The following is a 23,416-nucleotide window of genomic DNA, read 5'->3' on the forward strand; positions in this document are numbered from 1 at the left end:
GTTATCCTGGCGCCCGGGGTCTCTCGGACGCCAACTTGCAGCGCTTCTCGATTACGACAACGACAACGAAAGCGATGGTGTTGTGTTTAACTTGTTCTGGTCTCGTTACTCAACGGGTCACCGTAGTTGAGGCACGCCCCAGTGGTTGTTGCTCCAGCCGAGGCTGGGCTCGGTTTGGGTGCAGAGTCCGCGCAGGAAGTAGCGCCCGCGTGGGGTGACCTTGATGCGGTCGGTGCCGACCTCGACTAAGCCGTGCTCGGCGCAGCGCACCAGTCGTTCATAGTCGGCCGCGAGACCGGCCAGCAGGTTCAGGGGTACCTCCAGGTTGCACAGGAGGTGCTGAATCGCCTGATGGCGTCGCTGGTCGACGTCGCTCAGGCGGTGGCCCCACAGGATGGGGAGGCGTCCGGCCTCGATCGCCTTGCGCCAGGCGTCGGCGTTGGGCTCGTTCTGCACATAGACCCCGTCCACCTCACCCAGGCTGCTGGTGCCGCAGGCCAGCAGGTGGCGGGCCGGGCCGCAGGTGTAGCCCATACAGGTGTGGCGCAGGGTCCCGGCCGCCTGGGCGTCGGCGAGTTCGTCGCCATTCCTGACGAAGGAGTCCACCCCGATCCAACTGTAGCCGGACTCGGTGAAGGTGTGCACCGCGCCGTGGAGCAGGGCGAGCTTTTCGGCCGGGCCGGGCAGGGAGGCGGCGTCGATGGCGTATTGGTGCGGGCGCGTGGTGGGGTGGTGGGCGTAGCTGAAGAGGCGCACCCGGTCAGGGCTGATCTCGATGACCCGGTCCAGGGTCGAGGCGAAGCCTTGGGGGGTCTGGTTGGGGAGCCCATAGATCAGGTCCAGGCTGATGCAATCGAACCCGATGTCGCGGGCGGTGGCGCAGACGTCGCGCACCAGGCTCACTGAATTGACACGCCCGATGGCGTGTTGGACCCGGGCATCCAGGTCCTGGATGCCGAAGCTCACGCCCTTGAAGCCGAGCCCCTTGAGCAGGTCCAGTTGCCCGGCCGAGGCGCGCCGGGGATTGCATTCGATGTTGGTCGCAGTGTCGGTGCCGATGCGGAAATGGTGCGCCAACATCTCCATCAGGCGGATCAATTGGCAGTCGGTGAGATAGTTGGGCGTACCGCCGCCTAAGTGGAGTTGGGTCAGGGGCCGGCCGCGGCCGAGCCGCTCGGTCACCAGGTCCAGCTCGCGCTCCAGGGTGTCCAGATAGCGGTCGATCTTGGTCCCGTCGTGGGTGATGGTGGTGTGGCAGGCGCAATAGAGACAGCGCACCGGACAGAAGGGCAGGTGGACATAGAGTGCCACCGGCTCGTCCGGGCGCCCGCCGAGCGCGCGCAGCGACTCGGCATAGTGCGCCGCCGCCTGCCGCTGCCCGCCCGCGGGCGGCGGCAGGCCGACCGCGTCACTCGTCGCCTGGTCGAAGTGCTCGATCAGTTCCTGTGGGATATCGGCGAAGAGGGCCGCGGTCATGGCTGCATCCTCCCTACACGGACGAGACGACGGGGCGCTGGGGCGCGGGTTTCTCGCTGACTGCCGGGGGCAGGCCGGTGGCCTCGTCGATTTGCTGATCGGGTCCGCCGCAGGCCAGGATCTTGATCGGCGTGCCCTTGAAGTTGACGTCCGCCGACAGGTCGGGGCGGCTGATCTTCAGTTCAGCGATCTGCTCCTGGGTCAGGACCTTGGACTGGTCGAAGCCCAGATCGATCTCGGTCGACATGCCGCCCTTGTACTTGACGCGCTCAAGATCATAGAAGGTCTTGTTCCAGGTGGTCTTCAGGAACGCCTTCAGGCACCCGAGCATGTACTTGCGCTTGAACTTGTCCCTGATCCAGGGGTATTCGAAGAAGCTCTTGCGCGCATAGAAGCGGGCGTAATTGCGCAACACGCCCTTCAGGACCTCCTCGCGCGTCATGGCCTCGGGCTTCATGATGGGCGTGACGAAGTTGTACTTGGAGTAGTCGCGCACCTCGACCCGATCGCCCAAGTCCTCGAACAGCTCGGCGAAGGGCCAGGGGGTATACATGTTCCAGTTGACCATGTCCGGCTTCCAGTCCTGCGCCAGGCGGTAGGTCTCCTCGATGGTCTCCTTGGTCTCGTTCTCCAGGCCCATGATGAACTGGACCTCGGCGACGATACCGGCGTCGCGCAGGAGCTTCACGGCGAGCTTGTTCTGCTCCACCGTGGTCTGCTTGCGGAAGACGTCCAGGTTCAACTGGGCGGCCGCCTCGGTGCCGAGCGACACATGCACCAGCCCGGCCTTGCGGTAGAAGGGCAGGAGATCCCGGTCACGCATGATGTCGGTCACGCGGGTGTTGATACCCCAGTGGATATTCACCTTGCGGTCGATCAGTTCCTGGCACAGGGCGACGAACTGACGCTTGAAGATGGTCGGTTCCTCGTCCGCCAGGATCATGAACCGGACGTTGTAGTCGCGCACCAGGGACTCGACCTCATCGACGAACTTCTTCGGGTTGCGGTGACGATAGGTGCGCCAGAACTTCCACTGGGAGCAGAAGCGACAGGTGAAGGGACAACCGCGGGCGAAGTTCGGCACCGCCACCCGGCAGTTCAGCGGGATATAGATGTAGTGGTTCCAGTTGAGGATGGACCAGTCGGGCGTGAGGGTGTCCAGGTCCTGGATCACCGGGTGCGCCGGGGTGGCCACCACCTGGCCGGCCTCGTCCAGGAAGGCGATGCCCTGGATGCGGGCGCGGTCCTGCTTGTCGGTACCCTTCTCGACCGAGCGCAGCAGGTTGACGATGATCTCCTCGCCCTCGCCGCGCACGATGTAGTCGATCCAGGGGGCCTCGCCCAGGACCTGTGTATACATGAAGGTCGGGTGAATGCCGCCCAGGATGGTGACGCAGCCGGGCAGCGCCTCGCGGGCCAACTGGAGGGTGGTCTGGGCCTTGTAGATCATGGGCGTGATGGCGGTCGCCAGCACCACGTCCGGGGCGTGCTTGCGGATGTATTCGCGCAACACGTCGTCCGGCATGTGCTCGCACATCGCGTCCAGGAAGCTGACATCCGTATAGCCCGCATGCTTCAGGGCGCCGGCGATGTAGGCGACCCAGCCGGGGGGCCAGTTGCCGGCAATCTCCGCGCCGCCCGCGTGATAGTTCGGCTGAATCATTAAAATGCGCATTGTCCACCTCCGAAAAACTGTCGCTGAATGGGTGCCTTCAGTGGCCCTTGAGTGGCCTTGCGCGAGCCGCGCACGGCGCTTTTGTCCGTCCCCCCGGCCGATCGATCAGCCTAAAAAGAGTATTTGGCCGCAAATGAACGCAAATAAGCGCAAATAAATCTACTGGTTATCATCGTCGCCGGCGTCACCCGGACGATGAATATGCAGTAAAAGCCAAGTCTCTGATTATTTGCGTCAATTTGCGTTCATTTGCGGCTAAACTGCTCTTTCTGGGATCAGATGCCCCGCAGGGGGATCAGGGATCAGGGATCGGGGTCGATCCTGTGCGCACACGGGGCACACCGGCGTCCGCGATGCGCCGGTATCGGCGCGCCGCTGGAAGGCCCAGGACCACAGGGCCTCGTCCGGCAGCGGCAGCACCAGGAACCAATGTTCCAGGACCGCCAGGGCGAGGAGCGTTGCGGTCAGTACGTAACTCGTGTCGCTGAATGGGGCGATGTCGGTATCCAGGGCCCGGCCCACCAGGAGTATGACGCCCACGGTGCCCAGGGTCACGGACACGGGGAACAGATAGTTCATGTGTCGCTGACCCATGTAGGTCTGCAGGAATCGCAGGTGCTCGGGGAGCCAGTCCGTATGCAGGTTGGGTACCCCGAAGAAGACATTGAGCTTGGCGCTCCAGCGCATGATCCACAGGACACTGTAGGTCCAGACCCCGACCTGATTGGGCTGGTCCCAACACAGGGCGATCAGGATGACGCCGGTGACGAGTACCGAGACCTCGTGGTAGAGACTGGTCCCGACGGCCAGCGCGAAGCGTTTCCATGGCCCGCAACGCGGCGGGCAGGGCGCCTTGCGGGGGCCGCTCACGAGGCCCATGAAATAGCTCATCTCCAGCGCCCCCCAGATCAGGACGCCGCAGGTGAAGCCGCAATAGACATGGGCGAGGGACGCTCCGGTACCGGTCAGGACCAGGCCGTAGACGCCCGCGACCAGGGCCGCCGCCGCGCCGGTCAGGCTCCAGCGGTAGGTCCGCTGGGGCAGTCCGTCCAGGTAAAGGATGATGCCGGTGCCCAGCCACCAGACGAACAAGGCGTAGAGCGCCGGGACGACAAACGAGAGCATGCGTGGTTCCTGGTTCCGCCGGCCGAGTCCGGGGGGCGGGCTAATGGGTAGCGTCGGTCTTCACCGCCGGGGCGCCTGGCGCGGTGGCGATGGCGGCCTTGCTGCCCAGGAAAACGGCAAATGCCGCGTCATTGGCCGGGCCGAAGGAGCGCAATTCGATCACCCGCTGCGTCCCCAGATCGGTCAGGTTCAGCCGGCCATCGGTGAGCCGGGCCAGCCGGAACGGCGTCTCGGGCGGCACGCTCGCGTTGCGCCGCCCCCGGGACGTGGTGCGCAATACCCCGCGCACGAAACCCTCGCCGCCGACCGGGAGCACGGCCACCGTAGTGCCGTCGGTGGCGTCCTGGACCAGCGTGGTCCCGTCGGGTCGATCCGTAAAACGGAGATCCCGGCTGAACACCGCCGGCGAGGGCGGCAGTTGACTGGGATTGTACCCGGTCAGGACCGCCGCGGTCACGAGGACCAGGAAAAATCCGATCAGCGCGGCGAACGCGATCAATACCTTGCGAGGAAAGTGGGCGTTGGGGGACGGGTCAGCCATGGTCGGAGCAAGAATGAAGGATGAGGGATGAAGGATGAAGGTAGTGCGGCGCGGGCCCGGATGGGGTGGGAATCGGGCTCATGGGGTTGGCGCGGGGTCGGGGTCAGGCTGGGCGGGGCGGGCGCTTGCCAGGGCGCCGGCCAGGATCTCGGCGACCTTGGCGGCGTCCGGGACGGCGCGCAGCATGGGCTGGGGGGGCGAGAAATACCAGGGACGGGCGTGGGGCCACAGGACGATATAGGACGCGCGCACCGGCCCGGTGAGGGTGAGCGGCAGGTCCCCTGATCCGTCGGGATACCGGCGCAGCCCGGCGCTGGTGATCTGGGCGAATGGGATATTGATGCAGATCTGAATCGCCACACCGATGCGCATCACCACCCGCCGGCTGGTGATCGTATAGATCGTCGCCCGACTCATGGCCCAGGCGAGGAGCGTCAGCACGCCGACCGCGACGGCGCCCAGCAGCGCAAGCCACAGGGCCCCGCCCAGGGCCACGACCAGCGACTTGCCCCCCTGGAGGTTCCAGGCCAGGAGCAGGATCAACAGGGCGATGAAATAGAAGACCACCTTGCGGGCGTGGAAGGCGTGCCGCGCCATGGACTGCCAGCGCGGCACACCTTGCCAGAGCAGCGCCTCCCCGGGGGGGAGGCGCTCCGGCAGGCCCGGTACGGGTTCGTGGTCGTACTCGGCCATTGACGGCTTCAGAGGAAGGGCTCGAGGCGTTCCGGGACGGCATAGAGCTTGCCGCCGCCGTAGTAGGACGACACCAGGTCCTCTTCGCGCAGGGTGATGCGGCTGGGGCTGGCTTGAACCGGAACATTGGCGAACTGGGCGGCGGTAATGGCAGCGACCTTTACCTGCCCCTTCTTCTTCAGGATACGGGCGAAGCCCATGGGCAGCAGGACGCGCTTGCCGCCCTTGACATCGACCTCAAGGTAGCGGATCTGCGGCTCGGAGCGGTCGACCCAGATTTCGGAGATGGTGCCGCCCTGCTGATCGTCGCAGCCGATCACCGCGAAGCCGCGCGGATCGGCATCGCCCTCGGCGACCGAGAATTCCTTGGCGATACGCATCGGGACGATCTTGTCCACGCCCTCGTAGGTGAGATCGGCCTCGTTCATGCGGGTCGGGCAGGCGCCGGGGCCGACGCGGGCCAGCATGGGGTCGCCGGTGGGGGTCAGGGGGGCGCCGGGCCAGGGCTCGACGGGGGTGGCGTTCACCTGGTAGGCGGGCTCCAGGCTCGGCTTGGTCACGGTGCCGTGGCCATGGGGCAGGATAAAGGTCTTGGGTGCGGGCAGGTTGGGCCAGCCGACGACCGTGATGAACGGGGAGCGCTCCGACTCCAACGGGTATCCTTCCCGCTTATCCTCACGCCGGAGGTAGATAATCAGTCCGGCGAAGAACAACCAAAAGGCCCAGATCGCGATCTGGCCAAAATCGATGTAGCTAGGTGCTGCTGCGAACATACTCCCCTCCCGAGGGCAAATGGCTAGCCGGGAAATTCGGCCAGGCCGAAGCTGTTTGACGCGGTCTTGCGACCCGCAGCGGAACTGCCCGCGAGCGGGCCGATAGCGGCCAGCGTCATGAAAAGTAGCACAATCTCGAGCGCGTAGACGGCCCCGTAGCCGACCGCCGGACTCGTCAGGGCGGCTCCCAGAGCGTCCTGCGCGGCCAGTCCGCCGATGACATCGCGCAGCGTGCCGCCCAGCACGATCGCAAGCCCGGCGGCGGTCGCCTGGACGGCGCCCCAGGCGCCCAGGGCCAGCCCGCTCTCGTCGCCCTGGGTCATCCCCATGGCGGCGGTGAGGGTGCCGACCGAGAAGAGCCCGCCGCCGAAGCCGATCAGGAAGGTGCCGATCCGGAACACGACGGTGGAATTCAGGGGCGCGGACAGCAAGACCGCGGCGAAGGCAAAGACCCCGACCACGGCGCCCAGGCCCGCCAGGCGATAGGGATCGGCGCCGCGGCCCAGGTGCCGCGCGGCCAGCCCGAAGGCCAGGAGCGTGCCCCCCGCCAGCAGGGCCGTGAGTTCGGTGGTCGCCCCGACCGTGAGGTGCAGCACCTGGCCGCCGTAGGGTTCCAGCAGGATGTCCTGCATACTGAAGGCGGCGGTGCCGAGCCCCAGGGCCACCAGCAGCCGCGTGACCCGGCCGCCGCGCAGATAGGCGGCCCAGGAGTCGCGGAAGGCGGGGGTGGCGCGGCCGGCGCGGGTCAATGCCGGGTTGCGGGCCTCCTGTTTCCACAGCGCGATCACGTTCAGGATCATGGTGACCAGGGCCGCCCCCTGCAGCACCTGGATCAGGCGCTTCTGGCTGAAGTCCGCGAGGATCTGGCCGAAGATCAGGGAGCTGACCAGCATCCCCAGGAGCAGCATCACGTAGAGCAGGGCGACGGCGCGGGGGCGCACCTGCGGCGGGGCCAGGTCGGTGGCGAGTGCGAGCCCGGCCGTCTGGGTGATGTGCAGGCCGGCGCCGACCAGCAGGAAGGCGAGCGCCGCGCCGATGGGGCCGATCGGACCCTGCCAATGGGCGTCACCCCCCAGGACCAGGAGCGCAAAGGGCATGATCGAGAAGCCGCTGAACTGCAGCAGGGTGCCCATCCAGATATAGGGGACGCGCCGCCAGCCGAGCGCCGACACATGGTGGTCCGAGCGGAAGCCGATCAGGGCGCGCAACGGCGCGAACAGCAGCGGCAGCGAGACCATGACCGAGATGATCCAGACCGGGATGCCCAGTTCCACGACCGCCACCCGGTTCAGGGTGCCGTTGAGCAGCACCACGGCCATGCCGACCGAGACCTGGAACAGGGCGAGGCGCAACAGCCGACCCAGGGGCAGTTCCCGGGTACCGACGTCCGCGAAGGGCAGGAAGCGCGGCCCCAGCCGCAGCCACTCGCGGGTGACGATGGCGCCGATCGACCTCATGGGTGCGCCGGCCCCCCTGTCGGCCCCCGGACCAACTCCAGGGCCTGCGAGGTGTAAAAGCCGCGGGCGATGCGTTGGGTGCGGCCCAGGCGCCAGCCGGCCAGGCCCGCTTGCGCCGCGATCAGTTGCGCCAGCCGTTTGGGACTGACGGGCACGATGGCGGGGGAGCGGTCGCCGCGCGGGAAGAACTGCCCCACGGCGTGCATCAGGGCCAGGAGCGGGGTGCGCGGGGCGAAGGTGAAGAGGATGGAGCCCTGGGTCCGGGCGGCCACCTTGGCCAGCAGGACGACCACGTCCTCACTGCGGTAGTGGATCACCGAGTCCATGGCGACCACATGGTCGAAGGTCCCGAGCGCCGGGTCGGTCATGTCGCCCACCAGGAACTCGAGGCTGCCGCCGCCGAGATCCTTGGGGCTGCGCTCCTGCGCCAGGGCGATCAGGGTCGGTGCCACATCGATGGCGACCACGGTTGCCCCGCGCCGCGCCGCCTCGACCGCCAGGGCCCCGGTGCCGCAACCCGCATCGAGCAGCCGCCGCCCCGCCAGATCCGCGGGCAGCCAACCGAGCAGGGTCGCGCGCATGAGGTCACGGCCGGCGCGCACCGTGGCGCGCACCCGGCTGACCGGGGCGTCGGAGGTCAGCCGACCCCAGGCATCCGAGGCGGTGCGGTCGAAGTAGGTCTCGATCTCGCCGCGGCGTTCTTGATAAGAGCTGGTCGGCATCAATCGAATCCCAGAAAATCAAAGATATCCCGGTCGCGCATCGGTTGCGCGGTCAGGGGTTCGGTACCGGCCCAGAGGGCGGCGGCAAGTTGCATGTATTGGGCCCTGGCCAGTTCGACCTCCGGCCCCGGGTCCATCTCGAACAGGGTGCACTTCTTGAGCCGACTGCGCCGGATCACGTCCAGGTCCGGGAGATGGGCCAAACGCTTCAGGCCCACGGCGTCGATGAAGCGGTCGATCTGATCGGTCTCGGCGCTGCGGTTGGCGATGACCCCGCCCAGGCGGACCCGGTAGTTCTTGGCCTTGGCCATGATCGCCGCGGCGATCCGGTTCATGGCGAAGATCGAATCGAAGTCGTTGGCGGTGACGATCAGGGCGCGCTCCGCGTGCTGCAGGGGCGTGGCAAAGCCGCCGCAGACCACGTCGCCCAGCACGTCGAAGATCACCACATCGGTGTCCTCAAAGAGGTGATGTTGTTTCAGGAGCTTCACCGTCTGGCCGACGACATAGCCGCCGCAGCCGGTGCCCGCCGGGGGCCCGCCGGCCTCCACACACATCACACCATTATAGCCCTCGTAACAGTAGTCTTCAGGCCGTAATTCCTCCGGATGGAACTGGACCGACTCCAGGATGTCGATCACGGTGGGCACCAGGCACTTGGTGAGCGTGAAGGTGGAGTCGTGCTTGGGGTCGCAGCCGATCTGCAGCACCCGCTTGCCGAGCTTGGAGAAGGCGACCGACAGGTTCGACGAGGTCGTGCTCTTGCCGATCCCACCCTTGCCGTAGACCGCGAAGATCTTGGCCTGCCCGCCGATGGCCTCGTCCTCCTGGAACTGGACGCTGCCCTCTCCGTCCAACGGGAGTACGGGAGTACGGGAGTACGGGAGTACGGGAAGAGCGACTTCACGCGACATCGTCGGAACTCCAGTACGTGAGTACGTGAGTACGGGAGTACGGGAAGAGCGCGTTCCCGCAACGTCGCACCGGTCCCCGTTCGGAAGCACATGAGTACGCGAGTACGGGAACCGGTAGTTCCCGCGGCAACGCCCCGTACTTCCGTACTAACGTACTAACGTACTGACGTACTAACGTACTCTCTTGCGCGTTCAAGCGGCGGCCTCCTGGAAGACGCCTTCCAACCGATCCTCCAACTCCTCGCCGGCGCGGCGCAGGGCCTCGAGGGTGGCGGCGTCGGGCGTCCAGTAATTGCGTTCGTGGGCCTCGATCAGCCGGCTGGCGACCTTGGCCGAGGCGGTCGGATTGAGTGCGGCGAGGCGCTCGCGCATCTCGTCATCCAGGACATAGGTCTCGGTCAGGCGCTGGTAGACCCAGGGGGCGACCTGGCCGGTGGTGGCGGACCAGCCCATGGTGTTGGTCACATGGGTCTCGATCTGGCGCACCCCCTCGTAGCCGTGGGCCAGCATCCCCTCGTACCACTTGGGATTGAGCATGCGGGTGCGGGTCTCCAGCGCCACCTGCTCGGCGAGCGTGCGCACCACCCCGTCACCGGTGGTCTGGTCGCCGATATAGACCGGGACATCGGTGCCGCGGGCGCGGCCCACGGCGCGGCTGATGCCGCCCAAGGTATCGAAATAGTGGTCGATGGAGGTGACGCCCAACTCCACCGAGTCCAGGTTCTGGTAGGCGAGTTCGACATTGCCGAGCACGCTGGTCAGCAGATCGGCGTTCTGCATGGGCTTGCCGGAGCGGCCGTAGGCGAAGCACTTGCGGCGGGTATAGGTCTCGGCCAGTTCATCGCCCTCGTCCCAGCGGCTGCTGTCGACCAGATAGTTGACATTGGCCCCGTAGGCCCCGTCGGCGTTGCTGAAGACGCGCAGCGCGGCGGTCTCCAGATCGCAGCCATTGGCCTCCTGGTAGGCCAGCGCGTGTTTGCGCACGAAGTTCTGGTCCAGCGGCTCGTCCGCGGTGGCGGCGAGATAGGAGGCGTCGGCGAGCAGCCGGGTCTGCAGCGGCAGCAGGTCGCGGAAGATGCCCGATAGCGTCATGACGCAGTCGATCCGCGGCCGGCCCAGTTCGGCCAGCGGGATCAGGGCGGCGCCGGCCAGGCGCCCGAAGCTGTCGAAGCGCGGCACCGTCCCCATCAGGGCCAGGGCCTGGGCGATGGGGCCGCCCTCGGTCTTCAAGTTGTCGGTACCCCAGAGCACCAGGGCCACGCACTCCGGCAGCGGGTTGCCCTCGACGGCATAGCGCTCCAGCAGGCGCTGCGTCTGGCGCGCCCCGTCGGCCACGGCGAAGCGGCTGGGGATGCGATAGGGGTCGAAGCCGTGCAGATTGCGCCCGGTGGGCAGGATCTCGGGCGTGCGCAGCAGGTCGCCGCCGGGGGCGGGGCGCACATAGCCGCCGTCGAGCGCGTGCAGGATGGATGGGATCTCGTGCTGCTCGGTCAGCAGCCGATTGGTCTCACCGAGTTGAGTCAGCAGACTGACATTCTCCTCGGTCTTGGGCATGGCCCCGGCCGCGAGTGCCCGATTGACGTTGGCCCCGCCCACCAGCGCGGCCAGTGCCTCGCGGGCCGGGCGGGCGCCGTGACTGGCCTCGGCGATGGCCAGCAGCAGGTCGATGCGTTGATCGGTGGTCGGGACCTGACCGACGATGTGCAGGCCGTCCGGGATCAGGGTGTATTCCAGTTCCAGTACGGCCTTGTTGAGGCGCGCGATGGGCTCCTCGAAGGTATCGCCCCAGGCCGGCTCGGCCGGGTTCAGGTCGAGTTCAGCCCCCTGCGCCTGGATCAGTTCGGCCAGGCCGTGGCGCTCATTGACCTCGTCGGGCGGCAGGCTGCGCCAGCGCTCGATCGAGCCCTTCAGATCGATGAGCCCGCGATAGAGCCCGGCGTGGGCGATCGGCGGGGTCAGATAGCTGATCAGGGTCGCGGCGGCGCGGCGCTTGGCGATGGTGCCTTCCGAGGGGTTGTTGGAGGCATAGAGATAGAGGTTGGGCAGGTCGCCGATCAGGCGGTCCGGCCAGCACTCGGCGGAGAGCCCCGACTGCTTGCCGGGCATGAACTCCAGGGCGCCGTGGGTGCCGAAGTGCAGCACCGCGTCCGCCCCGAACTCCTCCTTCAGATAGCGATAGAAGGCGGTGAAGGCGTGGGTGGGGGTGAAGCCCTTCTCGAACAGCAGGCGCATGGGGTCGCCCTCGTAGCCGAAGGCGGGCTGCACGCCGACGAAGACGTTACCGTAGCGCTCGCCGAGCACGAAGATGGAGCGCCCGTCCGCCTGCTGTTTGCCGGGGGCCGAGCCCCACTGCTTTTCGATCTGCTTCAGGTAGGGCTCGCGGCGGACATGGTGGTCGACCGGGACCCGGGCGTGTACATTGGCGTGCGCGCCATAGCGCGAGGCGTTGCCGTTGACGATGCCCTCGCGCAGCGCATCGACGTCCTTGGGGACATCGACCGCGTAACCGGCCGCCTTGAGCGCGGTCAACGTATTGAACAGGGACGAGAAGACCGACAGGTAGGCGGCGGTGCCGGTGTTGCCCGCGTTGGGCGGGAAGTTGAAGAGCACGATGGCGACCTTGCGGTCGCGCCGCGCCGTGCGCCGCAGCGACACCAGCCGGGCGACCCGCGATGCCAGCATCTCGGTGCGCTCATTGTGCGACTGCATGTCGCGTGCCTGATCGACGGCGACGGCATTGGAGCGCCCGCCGTAGACCATGGGCCCGGTGCAGCCGTCCAGTTCCGGGATGGCGACCATCATGGTGGCCTCCACCGGCAGCAGTCCCTGGTCCGAGTCCTGCCACTGCTCCATGGTCTGGAATTCGACCGCCAGGGTGGACAGATAGGGCACGTCCAGTTTGGTCAGCAGTTCCTGGGCCGCCTTGGCGTCGTTATAGGCCGGTCCGCCGACGAGCGAGAAGCCGGTGAGCGAGATCACCGCGTCCACGGTGGCGCGGCCGTGGTGCATGAAGAAGCGTTCGACCGCCGGGCGGGCGTCGAGCCCGCTGGCATAGGCCGGGACCACGCGCAGCCCGCGGGACTCCAGGGACGCGATCACCCCGTCATAGTGATTGGCGTTGCCGGCCAGGACATAGGAGCGCATCAGCAGCAGCCCGACGGTGCCCTTGCAGTCGCGCCCGGCGGGCGGGAGCTTGCCCAGGTCGTCACTGATGTGACCGGGCAGGCGCGGGTGATAGATGCCGACGTCCGGATATTCCAGCGGCGGGGGCACCTTGAGGGTGCCGCGCAGGGGGCGGCGCTCGCCGTCGGCATAGCGGTCCACCAGATAGCGGACCAGGTTGGCGATGTTCTCCTCGGAGCCCGCCAGCCAGTATTGCAGGCTCAGGAAATAGGCACGCACGTCCTGGGCGGTGCCGGGGATGAAGCGCAGCAGCTTGGGGATGCGCCGCAACATGCTCATCTGCGCCGAGCCGGCGTTGGCCTCCTGCCCCTCCTTCTTGCTGCCGCCGCGCAGGCGCTTGAGCAGCGCCAGGGGGCCGCCCTGCTTGCCGTCCATGCTGAAGCCGCCCATGCGGGTCAGGCGCATGACCTCCCCGGCGGACATGCAACTGACCATGGCGTCGCAGTGATCACGGCGCGCCTGCAGCGCCGGCAGGATCGGCTGTATGTGCTCTTCCATCACCAGCATGGTGTTGATGACGATATCGGCGGTGGCCACGTCGGCGCGGCAGCGCTCGACCGCCTGCGGGTCCCCCGCCCATTCGGCGGCGGCGTGCAGGCTGAGCGCCAGTCCGGGGATATCCCGGCGCAGACCGGGGCGCGCCCGGTCCAGGGTGCCCGCCAAGTGGCCGTCCAGGGCCACGATGACGACGCGGATCGGGGTATCCCGCGGGGTCGAACGGTCAGCGTCCGAAGTGCGCTTTCGCATCGTAGAGCGTCTCCACGGTAATCATTTGAATGCCGCGTTCAGTGGCAAATAATTCGGTGTTGCGGCGGGCCTTGCCGCGGACGAAAAAGGGGATTTTCTTCAGCTCCCGCTCGGCCTCGGGGGCCCATTGAGGCCCCCTCTCCCCCGGCCCCTCCCCCACGGGGGGAGGGGAGTCGGGAGCCCCTCCCCCCGTGGGGGAGGGGTTGGGGAGAGGGCCGTGCAGGTGCGAGGGGGCGGCCTCGTCATGAAACTCGAAATCGCCCCGGAACATGGTCAACAGGTGCTCTTCCAGGCCCATCATCAGGGGGTGGACCCAGGTGTCGAAGATGACGTTGGTGCCCTCGAAGCCCATTTGGGGGGCGTAGCGGGCCGGGCAGTCCTGCACATGGTGGGGCGCGCCGATGACGGCGCAGGGGACGCCGAGCCGTTTGGCAATGTGGCGCTCCATCTGGGTGCCCAACACCAGTTCCGGGTGCAGCCCCGCGACCTGGGTCTCGACCTCCAGATAGTCGTCCGTGATCAGTGCCTCGGTCCCATAGAGCGCGGCGGCGGCCCGGACCTCGCGGGCCAGTTCGCGCGAATAGGTGCCGAGGCCGACGACCTTGAACCCCAGTTCCTCGGCGCAGATGCGGGCCGCGGCGATCGCGTGGGTGGCGTCGGCGAAGATATAAACGCGCTTGCCGGTGAGATAGGTCGAGTCCACCGAGCGGGAGTACCAGGGCAGGCGCGAGGCGCCGGCCGCAAGGGCCGCATCGACAGCGATGCCGGTCAGGGCGCCGATCTCGCGCAGGAAGTCCCGGGTGGCGCCCACCCCGATCGGGATGGCCTTCACCGTCGGCAGCTTGAACATCCGCTCCAGCCAACTGCAGGCCGCCAAGGCGACCTCCGGATAGAGGCAGCAGTTGAAGTCGGCCTCGGGAATCCGGGCGATGTCGGCGGGGGAGGCGCCCAGGGGGGCGATCAGGTTGACGTCCACGCCGATCGAGTCCAAGAGCCGGGTGACCTCCACCACGTCATCGCGACAGCGAAAGCCGAGCGCGGTGGGGCCGAGCAGGTTGGCCGTCGGCCGGCGGCCTGCGCAGCGCTCGCGCACGCTCGCCCGCGGCGTGCTGCCGGGGGCCGGGACCTGCTGGTGCAGGATACGGCGCACGATCTGGTAGAAGGTCTCGCTCGCCCCCCAGTTCTCCTGGCGGGAGAAGGCGGAGAGTTCCAACGGCACCACCGGGACCGGCAGGCCCATCGAGGCGGCGAGCGTCCCCGCCTGGTCCTGGAGCAGTTCCGCGGTGCAGGCCTCGCCGACCAGCAGCAGGTCGGGCTTAAAGCGCTCGTAGGTTTCCCGGACCCGGGTCTTGAGCAATTCCGCCGTGTCGGTCCCCAGGTCGCGCGCCTTGAAGGTGGTGTAGCTGACCGGCGGGCGGCGCTCACCGCGCTCGATCATGGTGAACAGCAGGTCCGCGTAGGTATCGCCTTGGGGGGCGTGCAGCACGCAGTGCACCGCGCGCATGGAGGCGGCGATGCGCATGGCACCGATGTGCGGAGGCCCTTCGTAGGTCCAGACCGTCAGTTGCATGGCTAGACCTTCAGGGCGGCGCGGCGCAGCAGGGGGCGGGCGAACAGTTCTGCCAGGTCGGCCGCCTGCTCGAAGCCGTGGATAGGCGTGAACACCAGTTCGATCGACCACTTGGTGCGCAGACCGAGCGCCTCCAGCGGGTTGGCCAAGCCCAGGCCGCAGACGGTCAGGTCCGGGCGCTCGGCCGCGACCCGATCCAACTGCCGGTCCACATCCTGACCCTCCACCAGCCGCAGACCCGGCGGGAGCAGGTCCAGTTCGGGCTGCATGGCGCGCCGGTCCAGATAGGGGGTGCCGACCTCGAGCAGTTCGACCCCGCACTCGCGGTGCAGAAAGCGCGCGAGCGGGATTTCCAATTGGGAGTCGGGCAGGAAGGTCATGCGCCGCCCGGCCAGCACCTCGCGGTAACGCGCAAGCGACCCGCGCGCCCGCTCGGCGGGGCCGGCGGTGGTGCCCTCGAACTGCGCGTCCGTGAGCCCCCAGGCGCGGGCGGCGGCCTTGAGCCAGGCCAGGGTCCCCTCGACCCCGAAGGGGAAGGGGGCGCTCAGCAGGTGCGCCCCGCGGGCCGCCAGCAGCCCCGCGGTTTCGTTGAAAAAGGGCTGCGCGAACAGGACGCTGGTTCCCTCCCCCAGGGGCGGGAAGGACTGGGTGTCGGTGCCCGGGAGGAACTGCACCGGCCCGATGCCAAGTGCATCGAACAGGCGGTTGAACTGGTCCTCGACGACATCCGCCAGGGTCCCGAGCACCAGCAGGTTGCGCTCCCCGGCCTGGGGGCGCGGCAGTTCCGGCAGCAGGGCGGCGACGCACTGGTCCTCGCCCTGGGTGAAGGTGGTCTCCAGGCCGCTGCCGCTGAAGGCGAGCACCTTGACCCGCCCCCGCTGGGCACTGGTCAGCCGCTCGGCCGCCTTGTGCAGGTCGAGCTTGATGACCTCCGAGGGGCAGGAACCGACCAGGAACAGGGTGCGGATGTCCGCCCGACGCTCCAGGAGGCGGTTGACGACGAGATCGAGTTCGTCATGACAGTCGGCGATACCGGCCAGGTCGCGTTCCTGGAGGATGGCGGTCGCGAAGCGCGGCTCGGCGAAGATCATCACCCCGGCGGCGGACTGGAGCAGGTGGGCGCAGGTGCGTGAGCCGACCACCAGGAAGAAGGTGTCGTGCATCTTGCGGTGCAGCCAGACGATGCTGCTGAGCCCGCAGAAGACCTCGCACTGGCCGGACTCGCGCAGGATTTGCGGTAAGGCGGCGCCGCGGGCGCCGGGCGACGCGGGCACGGCGCCGCTCACAGGGCCGTCTCCGCCTGCCCCATGGGCGCGGGGCCGCCTGGGGCCGCGGCGGATTCGCGGGCCTGTTGGAGGCGCGCCGCCCGCAGCTTGAGCAGGAACTGGGTGGCATTGATCACATAGGTCGCGTAGGCGGCCAGGGCCAGCCACATCAGGTCGCGGACGGACAGCAGGTCGAAGGCCAGCGCGACCAGGTAGGCCGTGTGCAGGGCCAGCACCAACATGCTGAACACATCTTCCCAGAAAAAGGCCGGGGCGAACAGGTAACGGCCGAAGACCACCTTCTCCCAGATCGACCCGGTGATCATGATCAGATACAGGACCAGGGTCTTGACGACGATGGAGATGGTCGCGGCCTCGGCCCCCTCGAAGGTTGCGAGATAGCGCAGGACCAGCCCCAGGCTGATCAGAAATACAATGAATTGGAGGGGGGCGAGGATGCCCTGGACCAGGGTCCAAGGGGATGCGTCGCGGCGCTTGCGCTCCTCCGGCGTGTAAAGGGGCATGCTCTGGCGGTACCTGAAATCAAATGATTGGTTTCTTGGCGAACTACGCCGCACAGACCGGCCATGACCGCAGCTTGGTCAGCGGGTCCGGGGACGGGGGCGCGGTCGGGGCCGAAGCCGTTGCCACTGCGCACAATCTAGCCTTGTGGTGGGCGAGTGTCAATGCAAGTTGACGTAGTGGAAACTTGACATTCCCAGCCGAGTAGACAGACTTGGGATACCCTTAGGCCCGGTGCGGACCTTTCCGCACTGCTCCTACGGGTGCGAGCCGGCCATTTTATCTCAAGTCTGCGCGAGGGTAGTCACTGTGATGCGCTCTGTCCCCCCGGTTGCCCTCGCCGGCTTCGTGCGGCCCCGCTTGCGTCCGGTTGCGTCCGGTGCGCGTCCTGAGTGCCGCCCCGAGGCCGGGCGGCGGGCGGGTCGGCCTTGAGCGCCCCGGGCACCCTGGCCGAGCGCATCGACGGCAAGGTCGCGGTCGACCTGCTGCGCACCGTCGGCGATATCTCGCTGGTGCTCGACGCCAAGGGCACCATCCTCGACTGCGCCATCGGCAACGAGGCCCTGTCGCAGGAACTGGGCGGCGACCTGCGGGGCCGCCCCTGGCTGGACACCGTCGCCAGCGACAGCCGCCCCCGGGTCGCGGCCATCCTGCGTGAGGCCCGCGCCGAATGGCCGGGCGAGTGGCGCCAGGTCAGCCAGTTGGGGCGCCCGGGCCGGGAGGTCCCGGTCCAGTATCGCGCCATCCGCTTCGGCAAGCACGGGCAGATCCTGGCCGTCGGGCGGGAGCTGCAGGCGGTGGCCTCGCTCCAGCAGCAGTTGGTCGACGCCCAGCAGGCCCTGGAACGCGACTACTGGCGCTTCCGCCAGATGGAGACCCGCTACCGCCTGCTCTTCCAAAGCGTCTCCGAGGCGGTGCTGATCGTCGATGCGGGCCTGCGCCGGGTGGTGGAGGCGAATCCCGCGGCGGCCCTGCTGCTGGGCGACAGCGCCAGCCGGGTGGTCGGACGGCCCTTCCCCGAGGGCTTCGACCCCGAGAGCACCCGCGCCATCGAGGCCCTGCTCGGCAGCGTGTTCGCCAGCGGCAAGGTGGACAGCGTGAGCGTGCGCCGCCGCGAGGCGGCCGGGGAGATCGTGGTCTCCGCCTCCCTGTTGCGCCAGGACGACACGACCCTGTTCGTGGTCCGGATCTGCCCGCTGCCGACCGACCCCGGGGCCGCCGCGCTCCCCGACAACGAGGCCAAACTGCTCAAGGCCGTCGCGGCGGCGCCCGACTCCATCCTGATCACCGACGCCGAGGGCCGCATCCTGGCCGCCAATCGCGCCTTTTTGAATCAGGTCGAACTGGCCAATGAGCACCTGCTGCGCGGCCAATCACTCGACCGCTGGCTGGGCCGCGCCGGGATCGACCTCAACGTCCTCTTGAGCACCCTGCGCCAGCACGGCACCCTGCGGCTCTTCAAGACCACGCTGCGCGGTCAATACGGCACCACCGCCGACGTCGAGATCTCGGGCGCCGCCATCGAACACGGGCCCTTGCCCTGCTTCGGCTTCTTCATCCGCGACGTCGGCCGGCGGCTGGGCAGCGGCGAGCAAACCAGCGCCGGCCTGCCGGTGTGGGTCGCCCAATTCACCGACCGGGTCGGCAGCGCGCCGCTCAAAGACCTGGTGCGCGAATCCACCGACCTCATCGAGCGGCTGTGCATCGAGGCGGCGTTGAAACTCACCGGCGGCAATCGCGCCTCGGCGGCGGAATTGCTGGGCTTAAGCCGGCAGAGCCTCTATGTGAAGCTGGCGCGGTATGGGATTGGGGGGGAGGTGGTGGCGGAGGCGGAGTGAGTTGCGGTATGGCCGTTGGGCGGAAGTGCTAGCGTTCTGCCGAGAAACAATGGCCCTAATTCATCAAGTACAAAGTGAATTGGAAGAATAAGCAACACAGCAAGATCAAATTTTACCGGTTTCGCGAGGGCTCGATGAGACAAAAAACAATCTCCGTTTTTGCCGCTGCTTTCGCTGCTCTGATTTCTATGCTGGTAGCAGCACAAACGCAACAGGCCACAGAATCGGAAAAACAGGAGAATCTTAAGATCTGTCTTACTGGCAAGTCTAAAACCCTCTGCAAGAAGAATCTCCTGTCTGAAGCTGAACTGAGAGACGTGCTTTCTGCGGAGCTAGCTGATAACCTGCACACTTGTAGCACCGGGCGCACCCCAAGCATTTGCAATAAGGCACTTCTTACCAAGGAGCAACTATTGCAGGTGCAAGCCGCGGAACTCGCTGATAACCTGCACACCTGTAGCACCGGGCGCACCCCAAGCATTTGCAATAAGGCGCTTCTTACCAAGGAGCAGGCATTGCAGGTGGAAGCTGCGGAACTAGCTGACAACCTGCGAACCTGTAGCACCGGGCGCACCCCAAGCATTTGCAATAAGGCACTTCTTACCAAGGAGCAACTATTGCAGGTGGAAGCCGCAGAGCTAGCTGATAACCTGCACACCTGTAGCACCGGGCGCACGCCAAGCATTTGCAATAAGGCACTTCTTACCAAAGAGCAACTATTGCAGGTGGCAGCCGCGGAACTGGCTGATAACCTGCATACCTGTAGCACCGGGCGCACCCCAAGCATTTGCAATAAGGCGCTTCTTACCAAGGAGCAACTCTCAAAAGTAGAAGCCGCGGAGCAAGCTGAGAATCTGCGCATCTGCATTACAGGAAGCACACCAAATCTTTGCGATAAGACACCTCTTAACGAGGAACAGCTATTGCAGGTTGAAGCAGCAGAACGCCGTGCTGTCGAGACTCGCGGCCAATATGGCAATGAGACTCCTTTTAGTGGCATGACCGGTGGGGGTGGATGCGGAAGTCGCGGAGGCCCTGGATATCGCAAAGCCAACGGCCAATGTGCTAGTTGGAGTGACTAAGGCTCATGCCGGACGGGGCATTCGCCCCGTCCATGACGTTTTCTCCGGACTGGCGGACCTGTGGTAAGCATCGGCGACGGAATGACCGTTCGGGACGGGGCGAATGCCCCGTCCCGCCGCGGGTAACTCCGGCCGAGTGCCGTAGGTCGGGTTCGCGCAGCGTAACCCGACGCTGCGAAGCGGGGTGTCGAGTTACGGCGCGCGTCAAGCGCCCGTTTATGGATGAGGCCCTGTGCTGCGCGTTCCTTTATCATCGCTCCGGCCAAGCGGGCGATTCTCATCCTCCTCTACGCCTCCGCGTCTCCGCGTGACATAGCTCAGGAATAGCTCACGCAGTGGCGCGGAGGCGCAGAGAGAAGACGGGGAGAAGCGCAGGACGGGGGTCAGAGCGGAGGACGGTGGCAGGTCTTGCCTTTTGCCTCTGCCCAGGAACGACGAAAGCCTGACCCCTGGTCAGCCTACCGGTATACTAAGGCTCTGAACTCTTGCGGGACCCGAACCATGATCGCCAACGTTTCGTCAGATAACACAGTGACCATCCCCGACGAGATTGGGCGCCGTCTTGGGATCAAACCAGGGGACCGTCTGGACTGGGCGCCGCTCGACGGAACGGACGCGGTGCTGGTGCGCCGACTGGTTGACCGTGGCGAACTGGCACGCCGCCTGTGCGGCCTGGGCGCACATCTGGCGCCCGGTCGGGACCTGGTTGGCGAACTGGAGGCAGAGCGGGAGCGTGAGGACCTGGAACGTGTCCGGTCGCTCGGCGCATGATCTACTTGTTCGACACGTCCGCGCTGCTGATCCACTATCGACGGGAGCCTGGATTCGAGCGCGTGCTCGCCCTGTTCGACGATCAGGGTCATCTCCGTGTCCGGCTGGAAACCGAGACGAAGCTGTATATTCAAGCCAGAATAAGACAGGGAGACTTGCAGCTGGTGTAGTCATACATTCTCGAGCTAGAGAACGCACAAAATCCCTTCCCGGCAAGAAAGCAGATGAATACGATTACCGACACTGAACTGCAATTGCGTGGCATCGAAGCGCTGATCGCCGCGCTTGGTGTGGTCCACGCCGAACGATTTGTCAGTTTGATCCTGCGGGAACCCTTCGACTACACGCAATGGCAGCGGGACTTATGGCCAGAGAAGAGCCTGGAAGAAATAAGTGGCATGGCCATGGACAATTGGAATCAACCGTCCGAATAGCATGGCGCCAGGAGCCTGCTGACTCCGGCCTTGAGGATCGCTCCGGCCATCGGCACAAGCGGCGCGGAGCGCCTGCCACATGAGCGAGGCGTGCGCCAACCATCGTCGTGCGGGCATTGATCATAATATGCCATCACGTTGGGGTTTCTTTGTCACCCCAACCTACGTGCTACGTGCTGTCTCCTCTGCGGTCCTGACCGTGCGCCTTTCGTCGGAGGATGAGTGCAATGTCTGCTACCGTACCGAGATTTCCTACGCAAAGGGCGAAAATACCGCCTAACGCTGGGCTTCCAAGCGGGAGCCCGAGCACCGGACTATGAGCGCGCTGCGCCGCTTGCGAAAAGAAAGACTGCAAGCTCATCGCGCAAGTACCCGGCTACCGGAGAATCCCAGGAGCATTTGATGACTGCCATGAGTTGGAACAGGAACCAGAACGAAGACAGCTTGCGGACTGCCATGATTGACGAAGCGCGTGCGCTGCTGTGCATCATTGACGCCGCCCAATCCGAAGAAGACATTGACGAGGATCAGGTTTCCCGCATGACGCGCTTAACCATGCGGGCGCTGACCGGGCGGTTGGTGGCGGAGATCATCGAGGAACTGCGGCCCTCCGCCGCGGCGCCGACGCGCAACCCTTGCTGCGCACCGGGCTGGACGGGGCATTGGCCCCGTCCATGACGTTTTCTCCGGACCTGCGGACCGGCAAGCATCGGCGACGGAATGAACGTTCGGGACGGGGCGAATGCCCCGTCCCGCCGCGAGTACGGCTTTCAGTGCCCGGAAATTGCAGATCCGACCGAGTTTATGGGAGTTAACCAAGTTGAATATTCTTGAGTCGAGCCCGAAACACTCGCTCATGTGGCAGGCAACCTCTTTCAGCGCGAACAACTCCTCGCCCTGAATCAGGACGAGGCATTTCTTATCTCGTTTTCCCGGCTTGATACTCATTTGGTACCGTGGTTGAGGGTTGAACGAACCGGCGGCCTTGGTCACATCTCCGGCCACGCGGCATCGTAGGGTGGACAAGCGCAGCGCAGTCCGCCAGCAACGGCGCGGGATTCGGTGGACTGCGCTAGCGCTCGTCCACCCTAGGTCCGGACTTACGATCAAGGCCCGAACCGGCAGCCGAGATACCCCCTCAAGGCTCGACGCCCAGGGCGCGGAGCCGCTCGACCAAGCGATCGGCGCGCGCTCGCTCCTGCTCGGCCCGCGCGGCCTCCTGCCGCAGGCGCTCCGCAAGCTCGACTGAACTCAGGAAGGGTTGGCCCTGAGGATCGAAGATCGCGAGACTGTCCCCGGTCGAGCCAAAGCGGATGCCGAGTCGTGGGCTGGTCCAGCCCTTGATGTGTGCCATCCGGCGCAACTGACCGTCCTGGCGCAGCCAGACCTCCAGAAGGTTGCCGGGTGGATCGTAGACGTAGTACTCTTCGACCCCGAAACGGTCGTAGAAGCCGAGTTTATCGGCCATCTCCTTGGCACTGTTGAAGGGCGAGAGGATCTCGAAGACCACCTGCGGGGCGATCCCGCCCTCTTCCCACTGCTTGTAGCAACCGCGCCGCCCCTTCGGTCGTCCGATTGCGACCATCACGTCCGGGGCCACCGGCCCCGCCACCCGACGGTCGGGGACCGGGTACCACAGCAAGTCGGCGGCGACGAAGACCTGAGGATTCCGTCCAGACCAGAACCTGGAACGGTGGAGGACTGACCGGTGAGTTCCGCAAGGCAGAGGTACGGAAGGCCGGAGGCGGGGTTGCGCCTGCGGGTGCACACGATCATCTTCGAGGCCGACACGCGCGCCGGCCGGGCGTTCGACTTGGCCCTGCTCGTCGCGATCCTGGTCAGCGTGTCGGTGGTGATCATGGACAGTGTCGAGCGCATCGCCGCGCGCTATGGTGACCTGCTCGAGGCGCTGGAGTGGTTTTTCACTCTATTGTTCACAGTGGAATATGCCGCCCGCCTGTGGTGCGTTCGGCAACCGGCCCGCTATGCGCGCAGCTTCTTCGGCATCGTCGACCTGCTCGCGTTTCTGCCCAGCTACCTGGTGCTGCTGTTTCCCCATGCAGTGGCATTTCAGGGGATACGCGTCCTGCGTTTGCTGCGCATCTTTCGGATTCTGAAGCTCGGCGCCTACATTACCGAGTACCGTGCCTTGGGGCGGGCACTGCGCGGCAGTGCGCGCAAGATTCTGATCTTTCTCTCGGTGGTGTTGATGGCCGTACTGCTGCTCGGGACCGCCATGTACGTGGTCGAGGGTCCCGAAAACGGCTATACCAGCATCCCGACCGCCGTGTATTGGGCCATCGTGACCATGACCACGGTGGGTTATGGTGATCTGACGCCCCACACGGACCTTGGAAAACTGATCGCCTCGGTGATGATGCTGCTCGGTTGGGGCATCCTGGCCGTTCCCACCGGCATTGTCACCGCCGAGATGACCGCACGACGCTTTAACCGCCCGCCGACGACGCGGACCTGCCACGAATGCCTGAGCGAGGGACATGAGTCGGATGCCAGGTTCTGCAAGGACTGCGGGGCGTTGTTACCCGAGTACACGCATGACTGAGTCGTCGTTGTCGTTGTCGTAATCGTTGTCGTAATCGAATAATCCGACCACGATTACGACAACGA

General features: G+C 66.2%; 20 protein-coding genes and 1 pseudogene. 7 read left to right on the forward strand and 14 right to left on the reverse strand.

The genetic code is table 11. From position 1 onward, the window contains the following. Window positions 1-117 precede the first annotated feature (117 nt). The 13 genes from hemN to bchF all read right to left on the reverse strand — a co-directional run bounded on the left by hemN (window position 118) and on the right by bchF (window position 16,665). Window positions 118-1,476: an oxygen-independent coproporphyrinogen III oxidase gene (gene hemN / locus QZY48_RS15190; RefSeq protein ID WP_295432244.1), complete on the reverse strand. Its 1,359-nt coding sequence runs from the start codon at window positions 1,474-1,476 to the stop codon at window positions 118-120. Window positions 1,477-1,489: 13 nt separating this feature from the next. Next, window positions 1,490-3,151, reverse strand: a complete 1,662-nt coding sequence (gene bchE, locus QZY48_RS15195; protein WP_295432247.1) for a magnesium-protoporphyrin IX monomethyl ester anaerobic oxidative cyclase — start codon at window positions 3,149-3,151, stop codon at window positions 1,490-1,492. A gap of 255 nt (window positions 3,152-3,406) precedes the next feature. Next, the gene (gene puhE, locus QZY48_RS15200) at window positions 3,407-4,276 is read right to left on the reverse strand and encodes a putative photosynthetic complex assembly protein PuhE (RefSeq protein ID WP_295432250.1); all 870 of its coding nucleotides are present in this window, start codon (window positions 4,274-4,276) and stop codon (window positions 3,407-3,409) included. A gap of 40 nt (window positions 4,277-4,316) precedes the next feature. After that, a complete protein-coding gene (gene puhC, locus QZY48_RS15205) occupies window positions 4,317-4,817 on the reverse strand; it encodes a photosynthetic complex assembly protein PuhC (protein WP_295432253.1) in 501 nt (166 codons plus the stop codon). Between the two features lie 78 nt (window positions 4,818-4,895). Further along, window positions 4,896-5,510, reverse strand: coding sequence for a photosynthetic complex putative assembly protein PuhB (puhB, locus tag QZY48_RS15210; RefSeq protein ID WP_295432256.1), 615 nt, complete (start codon window positions 5,508-5,510; stop codon window positions 4,896-4,898). An 8-nt stretch (window positions 5,511-5,518) separates the two neighbouring features. Continuing rightward, window positions 5,519-6,283, reverse strand: coding sequence for a photosynthetic reaction center subunit H (gene puhA, locus QZY48_RS15215; RefSeq protein WP_295432259.1), 765 nt, complete (start codon window positions 6,281-6,283; stop codon window positions 5,519-5,521). A 23-nt stretch (window positions 6,284-6,306) separates the two neighbouring features. Then, a complete protein-coding gene (locus tag QZY48_RS15220) occupies window positions 6,307-7,740 on the reverse strand; it encodes a BCD family MFS transporter (protein WP_295432260.1) in 1,434 nt (477 codons plus the stop codon). Next, window positions 7,737-8,462: a magnesium protoporphyrin IX methyltransferase gene (gene bchM / locus QZY48_RS15225; RefSeq protein WP_295432263.1), complete on the reverse strand. Its 726-nt coding sequence runs from the start codon at window positions 8,460-8,462 to the stop codon at window positions 7,737-7,739. The genes QZY48_RS15220 and bchM overlap by 4 nt, the downstream gene beginning before the upstream one ends. After that, window positions 8,462-9,376, reverse strand: coding sequence for a ferredoxin:protochlorophyllide reductase (ATP-dependent) iron-sulfur ATP-binding protein (gene bchL, locus QZY48_RS15230; RefSeq protein ID WP_295432266.1), 915 nt, complete (start codon window positions 9,374-9,376; stop codon window positions 8,462-8,464). The genes bchM and bchL overlap by 1 nt, the downstream gene beginning before the upstream one ends. Before the next feature lie 192 nt (window positions 9,377-9,568). Beyond that, the gene (locus QZY48_RS15235) at window positions 9,569-13,306 is read right to left on the reverse strand and encodes a magnesium chelatase subunit H (protein ID WP_295432269.1); all 3,738 of its coding nucleotides are present in this window, start codon (window positions 13,304-13,306) and stop codon (window positions 9,569-9,571) included. Continuing rightward, entirely contained in the window at window positions 13,281-14,876 is a 1,596-nt protein-coding gene (bchB, locus tag QZY48_RS15240) for a ferredoxin:protochlorophyllide reductase (ATP-dependent) subunit B (protein WP_295432272.1), read from the reverse strand. Before bchB ends, QZY48_RS15235 begins: the two co-directional genes overlap by 26 nt. A gap of 2 nt (window positions 14,877-14,878) precedes the next feature. Then, window positions 14,879-16,162, reverse strand: a complete 1,284-nt coding sequence (locus QZY48_RS15245) for a ferredoxin:protochlorophyllide reductase (ATP-dependent) subunit N (RefSeq protein ID WP_295432275.1) — start codon at window positions 16,160-16,162, stop codon at window positions 14,879-14,881. Then, window positions 16,159-16,665, reverse strand: coding sequence for a 2-vinyl bacteriochlorophyllide hydratase (gene bchF, locus QZY48_RS15250; RefSeq protein ID WP_295432278.1), 507 nt, complete (start codon window positions 16,663-16,665; stop codon window positions 16,159-16,161). Before bchF ends, QZY48_RS15245 begins: the two co-directional genes overlap by 4 nt. Before the next feature lie 426 nt (window positions 16,666-17,091). Here bchF and ppsR point away from each other — a divergent pair, with 426 nt between their 5' ends. The 6 genes from ppsR to QZY48_RS15280 all read left to right on the forward strand — a co-directional run bounded on the left by ppsR (window position 17,092) and on the right by QZY48_RS15280 (window position 21,466). Next, the gene (gene ppsR / locus QZY48_RS15255) at window positions 17,092-18,501 is read left to right on the forward strand and encodes a transcriptional regulator PpsR (RefSeq protein WP_295432281.1); all 1,410 of its coding nucleotides are present in this window, start codon (window positions 17,092-17,094) and stop codon (window positions 18,499-18,501) included. Window positions 18,502-18,635: 134 nt separating this feature from the next. Next, window positions 18,636-19,583: a hypothetical protein gene (locus tag QZY48_RS15260; protein ID WP_295432283.1), complete on the forward strand. Its 948-nt coding sequence runs from the start codon at window positions 18,636-18,638 to the stop codon at window positions 19,581-19,583. Between the two features lie 501 nt (window positions 19,584-20,084). Beyond that, window positions 20,085-20,354 carry a hypothetical protein gene (locus tag QZY48_RS15265; protein ID WP_295432286.1) on the forward strand — a complete coding sequence of 90 codons (270 nt, stop codon included), beginning with the start codon at window positions 20,085-20,087 and terminating at the stop codon, window positions 20,352-20,354. Next, complete coding sequence (locus tag QZY48_RS15270; protein ID WP_295432287.1) at window positions 20,351-20,524, forward strand: hypothetical protein; 174 nt, start codon at window positions 20,351-20,353, stop codon at window positions 20,522-20,524. Before QZY48_RS15265 ends, QZY48_RS15270 begins: the two co-directional genes overlap by 4 nt. Before the next feature lie 54 nt (window positions 20,525-20,578). Then, on the forward strand, window positions 20,579-20,788 hold the full coding sequence (locus QZY48_RS15275; RefSeq protein ID WP_295432290.1) for a hypothetical protein: 210 nt from the start codon (window positions 20,579-20,581) through the stop codon (window positions 20,786-20,788). 402 nt (window positions 20,789-21,190) lie between these two features. Next, on the forward strand, window positions 21,191-21,466 hold the full coding sequence (locus tag QZY48_RS15280; protein WP_295432292.1) for a hypothetical protein: 276 nt from the start codon (window positions 21,191-21,193) through the stop codon (window positions 21,464-21,466). A 460-nt stretch (window positions 21,467-21,926) separates the two neighbouring features. On the opposite strand, the pseudogene QZY48_RS15285 reads toward QZY48_RS15280, so the two are convergent. After that, a pseudogene (locus QZY48_RS15285) lies at window positions 21,927-22,460 on the reverse strand (Uma2 family endonuclease); the annotation flags it as partial. 78 nt (window positions 22,461-22,538) lie between these two features. On the opposite strand from QZY48_RS15285, the gene QZY48_RS15290 reads away from it, so the two are divergent. Then, window positions 22,539-23,351, forward strand: a complete 813-nt coding sequence (locus QZY48_RS15290; RefSeq protein ID WP_295432295.1) for an ion transporter — start codon at window positions 22,539-22,541, stop codon at window positions 23,349-23,351. The last annotated feature ends 65 nt before the right edge of the window (window positions 23,352-23,416 follow it).

The sequence above is a fragment of the uncultured Thiodictyon sp. genome (assembly GCF_903828115.1).
Taxonomy (GTDB): Bacteria; Pseudomonadota; Gammaproteobacteria; order Chromatiales; family Chromatiaceae; genus Thiodictyon.

Bases quoted from the DNA above. Each gene is read 5' to 3' on its own strand.
- hemN (WP_295432244.1), bottom strand. From the start codon at position 1,476: ATGACCGCGGCCCTCTTCGCCGATATCCCACAGGAACTGATCGAGCAC.
- bchE (WP_295432247.1), bottom strand. From the start codon at position 3,151: ATGCGCATTTTAATGATTCAGCCGAACTATCACGCGGGCGGCGCGGAG.
- puhE (WP_295432250.1), bottom strand. From the start codon at position 4,276: ATGCTCTCGTTTGTCGTCCCGGCGCTCTACGCCTTGTTCGTCTGGTGG.
- puhC (WP_295432253.1), bottom strand. From the start codon at position 4,817: ATGGCTGACCCGTCCCCCAACGCCCACTTTCCTCGCAAGGTATTGATC.
- puhB (WP_295432256.1), bottom strand. From the start codon at position 5,510: ATGGCCGAGTACGACCACGAACCCGTACCGGGCCTGCCGGAGCGCCTC.
- puhA (WP_295432259.1), bottom strand. From the start codon at position 6,283: ATGTTCGCAGCAGCACCTAGCTACATCGATTTTGGCCAGATCGCGATC.
- QZY48_RS15220 (WP_295432260.1), bottom strand. From the start codon at position 7,740: ATGAGGTCGATCGGCGCCATCGTCACCCGCGAGTGGCTGCGGCTGGGG.
- bchM (WP_295432263.1), bottom strand. From the start codon at position 8,462: ATGCCGACCAGCTCTTATCAAGAACGCCGCGGCGAGATCGAGACCTAC.
- bchL (WP_295432266.1), bottom strand. From the start codon at position 9,376: ATGTCGCGTGAAGTCGCTCTTCCCGTACTCCCGTACTCCCGTACTCCC.
- QZY48_RS15235 (WP_295432269.1), bottom strand. From the start codon at position 13,306: ATGCGAAAGCGCACTTCGGACGCTGACCGTTCGACCCCGCGGGATACC.
- bchB (WP_295432272.1), bottom strand. From the start codon at position 14,876: ATGCAACTGACGGTCTGGACCTACGAAGGGCCTCCGCACATCGGTGCC.
- bchF (WP_295432278.1), bottom strand. From the start codon at position 16,665: ATGCCCCTTTACACGCCGGAGGAGCGCAAGCGCCGCGACGCATCCCCT.
- QZY48_RS15260 (WP_295432283.1), top strand. From the start codon at position 18,636: ATGAGACAAAAAACAATCTCCGTTTTTGCCGCTGCTTTCGCTGCTCTG.
- QZY48_RS15265 (WP_295432286.1), top strand. From the start codon at position 20,085: ATGATCGCCAACGTTTCGTCAGATAACACAGTGACCATCCCCGACGAG.
- QZY48_RS15270 (WP_295432287.1), top strand. From the start codon at position 20,351: ATGATCTACTTGTTCGACACGTCCGCGCTGCTGATCCACTATCGACGG.
- QZY48_RS15275 (WP_295432290.1), top strand. From the start codon at position 20,579: ATGAATACGATTACCGACACTGAACTGCAATTGCGTGGCATCGAAGCG.
- QZY48_RS15280 (WP_295432292.1), top strand. From the start codon at position 21,191: ATGACTGCCATGAGTTGGAACAGGAACCAGAACGAAGACAGCTTGCGG.